Below are 8,438 nucleotides of genomic sequence, written 5' to 3'. Positions count from 1 at the left end.
GCGCCCCGCCCCCCCCCCCGCGCCCCCCGCCCCCCCCCCCGCGCCGCCCCCCCCCCCGCCTCTCCTCGTATGCGGGGGCGTGCGCCGTCAGACCTGGCCGCCGAGCACTCCCGTCACCTGGCCCAGCACCGGAATCGAGCCGATCGAGCGCGCCTGCGCCACCGGGCCGGTCAGGGCCTTGGAGGTCAGCGGCTTGAAGTCGGCGAGTTGGGTGCCGACGCCGTTGTCGAGCGGGTCGGCGCCGGTGCCCGCGAGGGGGTTGGGCTTGAGGCCGGCGACGGGGCCGACGACGTAGCCGAGCGTGCCGCTCAACGCCTTTGCGCCCGCGTTCGCGTCGACGTTTCCGAGCGAGGCCGGGTGGGACGGCGCGCCGACGAGCGGGCCGGCGGCCGCGGACGCCGTGGCCGCACCCGCGCCCAGGGCCGCTCCGGCGGTCGCGAGGGCGATCAGGGCGCGCCGCGCGGTCGGGTTGTGGGGGGACGCGTGTCGGGCCATTGCTGGTGCCACCTTCCGGCGCCTTCCGGCGCGCAGGGTAATCTGGTCGACACAAAGGGTAGTTGAGGTGCGACGCGCGCTCCAAAGCCGACCCGCGGGAGCCGTTCGCGGCCGGCGGCCGAGCGACGGGAGCCGAGCGGCGGCTACTGGTACGGGGTCCAGCGGCCCGGGCCGGACGCGTCGTACCAGTAGGACTTGGCGCCGCGCATGCCCGCCGTGCGGAACGGACGCCCGTGGTCGTCGATCCGCGCCGTCCCGCTGCGGTCGCCGCTGCTCCAGCTCAACTCCAGGTACCAGCCGATGTCGTGACTGTCCGTCCGCGCGTCGATGTTCAGCACCTCGGGATCGTCGGCCGACACCTTGTACGGGAAGTCGGTCGCGCGCGTCGTGATGTTGCCCTCGTGGCCCGGCACCGCGGTCGCCCGGGGGGCCTGCGCGTCCAGGTCGACGCCGAAGGAGGCCGGTGCCAGGTCGCCGCCGCATCCCGAACCCATGGTGTAGGCGTTCCCCGAGGGCGCCGGGCGGGTGCTCGTGACCCGTACGTACAGCGCGTGCAGCACGACCGGTCGGCTGTCGCTGCCCTGCACGGTCACCTGCAGCCGCAGATGCCCGCCCGGCACGGCGAGCGCGCCCACGGCGGCGGCACCGGCCACCGCCCACCGCCGCCCGCGCCCGCCCCGCGCCGGATCGCCGGCGATGTCCGGATCCGCCCTCACCGGACCGCTCGTCGCACCGCCGGAAACGACCGGATCCGTTTCCTCCGGAAGGCGGTCCGGCGTCTCCCCCGCCTCCTCCGCTCCCGGCGCCGCGGGCTCCTGACCGCCGGCCCCGACGGGCGCCGTCGGCCCGGCGGACGCCGGCGCCGACTCCCGGCGGCGCGCGGCGTCCGCCAGGATCCAGCACCGGTGCAGCTCGACGAGTTCGTCCCGGGTGGCCCCGCAGACCCGCGCGAACCGCTCCAGGGGCGCGTACTCGGTGGGCACCGCGGCACCGCTGCAGTAGCGGTGCAGGGTGGACGTACTGGTGTGGAGCCGTTTGCCCAGGAAGCCGTAGCTGCGCCCGGAACGCTCCTTCAACGCGCGCAGCAGCTCCGCCAGATCCCCCGCCTCGGGTGTCATCCCGTCCCTCTCCCCGTCCCGGAACCGCGTTCCAGGATCTGCCGTTTCCCCACGTCACAGCTGATGGAACATCCCAGTGTGCCCGACCGGCGGCGGGAGATGGCAGCCGGGACGGATCCCACCGCACAGTTCGTGTCACCGGCCGGTTCACCTGATCCGGCCACGACCGAACCACCCAACGGGAGAACACACATGTCCGCCAAGCGCATCCTGGGCCCCGCCGCCGCACTCGTCCTCGGCTCCCTGGCCCTCGTCGCCTGCGACCCCTCGGGCTCGTCCGCGAGCCCCGCGTCCGAGTCCACGGGCCGGCCCTCGGCCGCCTCCGGCACCGCGCACGCCCCGGCCGCCTCCAGCGCCTCGCAGGGGTCGGCCGGGGCCGCAACGACGACCCCCGCGGCACGGCGAAGCAGCGGCACGTCCGGCTCCGGCACGTCCGGCTCCGGCACCTCCGGCTCGGGCACCTCCGGCTCGGGCACCTCGGGTTCCGGCACCTCGGGTTCCGGCACCTCCGGCTCGGCGACCGGGTCCCACCGCGTCGGCTACTGCCGCGCGAACCAGCTGACCGTGACCGCCGCGCCCGTCTCCCGTCCCCTCAACCACCTGCTGATCACCGCCCGCAACACCAGCGGGGCCCGGTGCAACCTCGGCATCATCGGACTCGTCACCTTCGACGGGAAGATCAGCGCCCGCACCCCCGGCGGCATCGGCGGCGGCCCGAACGTCCTCGCCCCCGGGCAGTCCAACTACGAGGGCGTCTCCCTTGACCAGCAGGACGCCCCGGGCCGGGGTGCCGACGTCTCGTCCCTCACCGTGAAGCTGGAAGGCGGCGACACCGTGCGCATCCCGGTCACGGCCCACGTGCACGCCCCGTCCGTGACCGTGTGGGAGCCGACGGCGGCCGACGCGCTCGTGTCCTGACCCGCAACCTCACGCAAGGGCTCGCACCCCTCTCCTTCGGAAAGGTGCGAGCCCTTGCGCATGCTCAGGGTGACCGCGCGGGCACGAGGCGAATTGAGGTGTGACGCACGCTCCAAAGCCGACCCGGGGGTCGGCAGGAGGCGCACCATACGTCAAACTGGTGTTCCGTGAGCCTTCATCCCCCGTCACCCGCCCGTGTCGTGCTGCTGTGCGGCCCCTCGGGCTCGGGCAAGTCCCTCGTCGCCGCCCGTTCCGGGCTTCCCGTGCTGCGTCTCGACGACTTCTACAAGGAGGGCGACGACCCCACCCTGCCGTTGGTGGAGGGGAGTTCGGACATCGACTGGGACCATCCGCTGTCCTGGGACGCGGACGTCGCGGTCGAGGCCGTCGCCCGGCTGTGCGCCACGGGGACGACGACCGTTCCGGTCTACGACATCTCGCTGAGCGCGCGGACCGGCGAGGAGACGCTGCGCATCGACCGCATCCCGCTGTTCATCGCGGAGGGCATCTTCGCCGCCGACATCGTGGAGCGCTGCCGTGAGCTGGGCATCCTGGCGGACGCCATCTGTCTGAGCCGCGGGCCGGTCACCACCTTCCGGCGGCGCTTCCTGCGGGACCTGAAGGAGGGCCGCAAGTCTGTGCCGTTCCTGCTGCGCCGAGGCTGGCGCCTGATGCACGCCGAACGCTCGATCGTCGCCCGCCAGGTGTCGCTGGGCGCTCACCCCTGCGACCGCGACGAGGCACTGGGCAGGCTCGCGGCCGCGGCGGCGGGCCGGCAGGTGCGCACCCAGACTCCGGCGTAGGAGTCGCGGGCGCCGTACACGCGGAGAGCCGCACACACGGAAACGGGACTGGACGGACCCCCCGGCCCTCCAGTCCCGCTTTCCCGCGCTCCCCCGCGTCCCCCGTGGCGGAGCTCCCCCGTTCCCCCGTCGGTCCCCCCGGACCCCCGTGTTACCCCATTACCCCGTCGAGCCCGGCAGCGGGCCCCGGCCCTCAGGCGACCAGTTCACCGAAGGCGTTCTCCTCGTCACGGCCGAAGCTGAGGACCTCGTCCTCGCGCAGCCGGCGGAGCGACCGCCAGATGCTGGACTTCACCGTGCCGACACTGATGTCGAGGATCTCCGCGATCTCCGGGTCCGTGCGGCCCTCGTAGTAGCGCAGGACCAGCATGGTGCGCTGGAGTTCGGGCAGCCGGGCCAGCGCCTGCCACAGGACCGCGCGCAGTTCGGTGCCGCGCATCGCGTCCGTGTCGCCGGGCGTCTCCGGCAGTTCCTCGGTCGGGTACTCGTTGAGCTTGCGGCGCCGCCAGGCGCTGATGTGCAGGTTGGTCATGGTGCGGCGCAGGTATCCGCCGACCGCGGCCTTGTCACTGATCCGGTCCCACGCCTTGTACGTCGAGAACAACGCGCTCTGCAGCAGGTCCTCGGCCTCGAAGCGGTCGCCGGTCAGGTGGTAGGCGGTCGCGTACAGGGAGGCGCGGCGCTCCTGGACGTAGGCGGTGAACTCCGCCTCCGTCAGCGAGCGGCGCTCCCCCGTGTCCTCCCTGTACGCGGTTCCCCCGTGGGCCCCCGTGACCCCCGTCGTGCTTCCCCCCGTGTGCGTGTCAACCACCGACATGTACGTCGGGTGCTGACGCCCGGTACCGCGAGCGCACCCCCGCCCGCTCACGGCACCGGACTTCTCGGAACCCCGGTTCACGTCGTGCAGACGCGTGACCACTGCGCTGGTGCTCATACCGTGCAGCGTGTTCATCTCGCGCCCCCCGTCGTGGACTTCCGGTGTTCTGCTTGCTTCCTTGCCTGTGCCGAAAAGCTTGCCCGGGGACCTTCATGGCCTTGTCCGCCGACTGTCACAGACCTGTCACAGGGGTCGGCCACAGTGGAATCACGGAATGTGCACAGGTGGTGGCGGTAGCGCGATTCCCGGCGATCAGGGTGCCCACAGGTCGTCCGAGAGCCCCTCCATGGGCCAGAATGAGCCCCGTGCCTTCCCTGTTGCTGATCGAGGACGACGACGCCATCCGTACGGCCCTGGAGCTGTCTCTTACGCGCCAGGGACACCGGGTTGCCACTGCTGCCACCGGCGAGGACGGCCTGAAGCTGCTGCGTGAGCAGCGGCCGGACCTGATCGTGCTGGACGTGATGCTGCCCGGCATCGACGGATTCGAGGTGTGCCGGCGCATCCGGCGCACGGACCAGCTGCCGATCATCCTGCTGACCGCGCGCAGCGATGACATCGACGTGGTGGTCGGGCTGGAGTCCGGTGCCGACGACTACGTGGTCAAGCCCGTGCAGGGCCGCGTGCTGGACGCCCGGATCCGGGCCGTGCTGCGGCGCGGCGAACGGGAGTCCAGCGACTCGGCGACCTTCGGCGGTCTCGTCATCGACCGTTCGGCGATGACCGTGACCAAGAACGGCGAGGACCTGCAGCTCACGCCGACCGAGCTGCGGCTGCTGCTCGAACTGAGCCGCCGGCCCGGCCAGGCGCTGTCCCGCCAGCAGCTGCTGCGGCTGGTCTGGGAGCACGACTACCTGGGCGACTCGCGGCTGGTGGACGCGTGCGTGCAGCGGCTGCGCGCCAAGGTCGAGGACGTGCCCTCGTCCCCGACGCTGATCCGTACCGTGCGTGGTGTCGGCTACCGCCTGGACACTCCTCAGTGACGGACGCGCAAGGGGGTATCCGCGGCTGGGCCGCGGGTCGCAAGGGAACCGTGTCACGGCTGCGCTTCACCAGTCTGCGGCTGCGTCTGGTCGTGGTCTTCGGGCTGGTGGCGCTCACGGCCGCCGTGTCGGCGTCGGGCATCGCCTACTGGCTCAACCGGGAGGCCGTGCTCACCCGCGCCCAGGACGCGGTGCTGCGCGACTTCGAGCAGGAGATGCAGAACCGCGCGGGCGCGCTGCCCGTGCACCCCACGCAGGACGAACTGCAGCGCACCGCGGGCCAGATGGCCAACAGCAGCCAGCGCTTCAGCGTGCTGCTGGTCGGCGAGGACGCGAACGGCAAGACGGTGTACGGCAACTCCGGCGGCCTGAACGGGTTCGCGCTGGAGGACGTGCCCAAGTCGCTGCGCGCCGCGGTGAACAAGCAGCAGGAGGTGTCCGACGGCAACAGGTCGCCGTACCACCTGTACTGGCAGCGGGTCGTCGACCACGGCACCCCGTACCTGGTGGCCGGCACGCGGGTGATCGGCGGCGGTCCGACCGGCTACATCATGAAGTCCCTGGAGCCGGAGGCCAAGGACCTCAACTCCCTGGCCTGGTCCCTCGGTATCGCCACCGGGCTCGCGCTGATCGGCTCGGCGCTGCTCGCGCAGGCCGCCGCGACCACCGTGCTCAAGCCGGTGCACCGGCTCGGTGTCGCCGCCCGGCGGCTCGGCGAGGGCAAGCTGGACACCCGGCTCAGGGTGTCGGGCACCGACGAACTCGCCGATCTGTCACGTACGTTCAACAAGGCGGCCGAGGCGCTTGAGAAGCGGGTCGCCGACATGGCCGCGCGGGACGACGCGACCCGGCGGTTCGTGGCCGACATGTCCCACGAGCTCCGTACGCCGCTCAACGCCATCACCGCCGTGACGGAGGTGCTGGAGGAGGAGCTGGACGCGGAGGCCGGGAGCATGGACCCGATGATCGAGCCCGCCGTACGCCTGGTGGTGAGCGAGACCCGGCGGCTGAACGACCTCGTCGAGAACCTGATGGAGGTCACCCGCTTCGACGCGGGCACCGCCCGGCTGGTCCTGGACGACGTGGACATCGCCGACCAGATCACCGCCTGCATCGACGCGCGCGCCTGGCTGGACGCGGTGGAGCTGGACGCCGAGCGCGGCATCCACGCCCGCCTCGACCCGCGCCGGCTGGACGTCATCCTCGCCAACCTGATCGGCAACGCGCTCAAGCACGGCGGGTCTCCGGTGCGGGTGTCGGTGCGGATCGCCGACGACCAGCTGGTCATCGCCGTGCGGGACCACGGGCCGGGTATCCCCGAGGACGTCCTGCCGCACGTCTTCGACCGCTTCTACAAGGCGAGCGCCTCGCGTCCGCGGTCCGAGGGAAGCGGCCTGGGCCTGTCCATCGCCCTGGAGAACGCCCACATCCACGGAGGCGAGATCACCGCCGCCAACTCGCCGGAGGGCGGGGCGGTGTTCACACTGCGGCTGCCGAGGGACGCCTCGCGGCTCGCCGAGGAGCACGACGCCAAGGGCGACAAGAACGGCAAGGCCGACGGTTCCGAGGAAGACGTGACATGAACCCACGACGCCTGCTGGCGCTCCCGCTCCTGGCCGCCCTGCTCACCGGGTGCGGCATCCGGGCCACCGAGGTGCCCACCGACTTCGGCGGGGCGCCCTCGCGGGTGCCGTGTTCGCTGACCGAGCCGAATCTGACCGCGCAGTCCTCGGGGGGCGTGCCCGTGCAGGTGTTCCTGCTGTGCGGTTCGTCGCTGGTGACCGTGGACCGGTCGGTGCGCGTGCCGGACGGCACACCGGACGCCAAGCGGAGGGTGATGGTGGCGCAGGGGCTGCTGGACCAGCTCGCCCAGTCGCCGTCCCCCAGTGAGAAGGACGCGGGATACACGACGTACGTCCACGGCGGAATGAGCGTGAGCGGGCCCCGGCCCAGGGATCCCGAGGACACGCTGCGGCTCAGCACGTCGCCCGACCAGCTCACCGCGTACGCCCTCGGGCAGATCGTGTGCACGCTCTCCGACTCGACGGCGGCCGAGGGTGACGGTTCGGTGATCCTGGGCGGGCCGGGGCACGAGCCGCTGCGGCGGTACGAGTGCACCGACGACGTCCGGGCCCGGCCGGGGACCACCGAGCCGCCCTCGAGCGAGGTCACGGCGGGCTGACGGGCCGTCGGAGGCACGTCGGAACCCGGGTGTGCGCGTGGCTCGTGTACACGTGCGTGGCGGATCCGGAACCGATCGTGCACGCGGGCGCGTCTTGTGGGACGTGCAGCGTCAAGGCTCCATCGGCGGCAGCGCCGCGATCCGCATCCGTGTGACAGGAGGTCTCCTCCTCGTCGCACATCTCGCGCTCGTCGCCTGGCTCATGCTGCGGCCGCTGGACGTCCCCTGGGTGATGCCCGCCAACCTGCGCCCGCTCGCCGGCATCCGGGCCGATCTGGCCCTCGGCTGGCCGGAGGCGGCCCGGCGGATCGGCGAGGGGCTCGGGCTGCTCGCGCCGCTGGGCGTGCTGCTGCCCATGGCCCACGGCAGGCTCGCCGTCTCCCGGCTCGCCTCCCTGCTGCGCACTGCGGCCGCGGGTGCCCTGATCTCGCTGGGCATCGCCCTGCTGCAGACCGGTGTGCCGGGCCGGGTCGTGGACGTCGACTCGCTGCTGCTGAACACCGCGGGCGTGGCCCTCGCCCACCTCGCCGTCGTCCCGGCGGGCCGCTCCTGGCTCCGCCGCAGGGGCGAGCGGGTGTACGGCACGGCAGCCCTCCAGGAGGAGGCGCCTCAGGGTCGCACCCCGACGATTCCCAGGGTCGGCATCGCACCGTAGAGCGACGCTTCGTCCGCTTCGTCTCCGTAGCGTTGTCCTCATACGGGGCAGCCATTCGGGAGGCCCCGGAAGACGCTCGTGAAGGAGCCGACATGACCGCCCTCGCCCGCCCCACCAACGGCCGCATGATCGGCGGAGTGTGCGCCGCGCTGGCACGGCGCTTCGGCACCTCCGCGACGACGATGCGGGTGCTCTTCCTGGTGTCCTGCCTGCTGCCGGGCCCGCAGTTCCTGCTCTACATAGCGCTGTGGATCCTGTTCCCGTCGGAGGACAAGGCACGCACGGCCTGGTGACCTCCCCGCCCGCGAAGCGCGCGGGGGGGCGCGCCCGCGGGGGGGGGGGGGCCCCCCCCCCGCGGGGGGGGGGGGGGGGGAGCGCCCGGGGGGGGCGGGGCCCCGCCGCCCCCC

Annotated in this window: 10 protein-coding genes; 7 read left to right on the top strand and 3 right to left on the bottom strand. The window is 72.8% G+C overall.

What is annotated here, in order from left to right; translation table 11 throughout:
- Positions 1-87: 87 nt before the first annotated feature.
- Positions 88-495 (bottom strand): hypothetical protein, encoded by a 408-nt coding sequence (locus ACFW2E_RS15730; protein ID WP_384466661.1) that lies wholly within the window; start codon positions 493-495, stop codon positions 88-90.
- Positions 496-638: 143 nt separating this feature from the next.
- Complete coding sequence (locus ACFW2E_RS15725) at positions 639-1,613, bottom strand: helix-turn-helix domain-containing protein (protein WP_384466659.1); 975 nt, start codon at positions 1,611-1,613, stop codon at positions 639-641.
- 192 nt (positions 1,614-1,805) lie between these two features.
- On the opposite strand from ACFW2E_RS15725, the gene ACFW2E_RS15720 reads away from it, so the two are divergent.
- Positions 1,806-2,531, top strand: coding sequence for a hypothetical protein (locus ACFW2E_RS15720; protein ID WP_384466657.1), 726 nt, complete (start codon positions 1,806-1,808; stop codon positions 2,529-2,531).
- A 167-nt stretch (positions 2,532-2,698) separates the two neighbouring features.
- Positions 2,699-3,334, top strand: coding sequence for a uridine kinase (locus ACFW2E_RS15715; protein WP_384466655.1), 636 nt, complete (start codon positions 2,699-2,701; stop codon positions 3,332-3,334).
- A 193-nt stretch (positions 3,335-3,527) separates the two neighbouring features.
- Here the strand turns inward: ACFW2E_RS15715 and ACFW2E_RS15710 are convergent, their stop codons facing one another.
- Positions 3,528-4,286 (bottom strand): SigE family RNA polymerase sigma factor, encoded by a 759-nt coding sequence (locus tag ACFW2E_RS15710; RefSeq protein WP_384466653.1) that lies wholly within the window; start codon positions 4,284-4,286, stop codon positions 3,528-3,530.
- 230 nt (positions 4,287-4,516) lie between these two features.
- Here ACFW2E_RS15710 and afsQ1 point away from each other — a divergent pair, with 230 nt between their 5' ends.
- The 5 genes from afsQ1 (at position 4,517) to ACFW2E_RS15685 (ending at position 8,324) form a co-directional block, all read left to right on the top strand.
- Entirely contained in the window at positions 4,517-5,194 is a 678-nt protein-coding gene (gene afsQ1, locus ACFW2E_RS15705) for a two-component system response regulator AfsQ1 (RefSeq protein WP_384466651.1), read from the top strand.
- Entirely contained in the window at positions 5,191-6,777 is a 1,587-nt protein-coding gene (locus ACFW2E_RS15700; RefSeq protein ID WP_384466649.1) for an ATP-binding protein, read from the top strand. The genes afsQ1 and ACFW2E_RS15700 overlap by 4 nt, the downstream gene beginning before the upstream one ends.
- Complete coding sequence (locus ACFW2E_RS15695; protein ID WP_384466647.1) at positions 6,774-7,376, top strand: hypothetical protein; 603 nt, start codon at positions 6,774-6,776, stop codon at positions 7,374-7,376. Before ACFW2E_RS15700 ends, ACFW2E_RS15695 begins: the two co-directional genes overlap by 4 nt.
- 103 nt (positions 7,377-7,479) lie before the next feature.
- Positions 7,480-8,031 (top strand): VanZ family protein, encoded by a 552-nt coding sequence (locus ACFW2E_RS15690; protein ID WP_384466645.1) that lies wholly within the window; start codon positions 7,480-7,482, stop codon positions 8,029-8,031.
- 92 nt (positions 8,032-8,123) lie between these two features.
- The gene (locus ACFW2E_RS15685; protein WP_384466643.1) at positions 8,124-8,324 is read left to right on the top strand and encodes a PspC domain-containing protein; all 201 of its coding nucleotides are present in this window, start codon (positions 8,124-8,126) and stop codon (positions 8,322-8,324) included.
- The last annotated feature ends 114 nt before the right edge of the window (positions 8,325-8,438 follow it).

Origin of the sequence: Streptomyces sp. NPDC058964, assembly GCF_042741275.1 — a bacterium.
Taxonomy (GTDB): domain Bacteria; phylum Actinomycetota; class Actinomycetes; order Streptomycetales; family Streptomycetaceae; genus Streptomyces.
Note: the sequence above shows the minus strand (reverse complement) of the source record. Positions and strands in the feature narration are given on the sequence as shown.

Coding starts and splice junctions, on each gene's coding strand:
- ACFW2E_RS15695 (WP_384466647.1), top strand. CDS start 6,774: ATGAACCCACGACGCCTGCTGGCGCTCCCGCTCCTGGCCGCCCTGCTC.
- ACFW2E_RS15685 (WP_384466643.1), top strand. CDS start 8,124: ATGACCGCCCTCGCCCGCCCCACCAACGGCCGCATGATCGGCGGAGTG.
- ACFW2E_RS15720 (WP_384466657.1), top strand. CDS start 1,806: ATGTCCGCCAAGCGCATCCTGGGCCCCGCCGCCGCACTCGTCCTCGGC.
- ACFW2E_RS15725 (WP_384466659.1), bottom strand. CDS start 1,613: ATGACACCCGAGGCGGGGGATCTGGCGGAGCTGCTGCGCGCGTTGAAG.
- ACFW2E_RS15710 (WP_384466653.1), bottom strand. CDS start 4,286: ATGAACACGCTGCACGGTATGAGCACCAGCGCAGTGGTCACGCGTCTG.
- ACFW2E_RS15730 (WP_384466661.1), bottom strand. CDS start 495: ATGGCCCGACACGCGTCCCCCCACAACCCGACCGCGCGGCGCGCCCTG.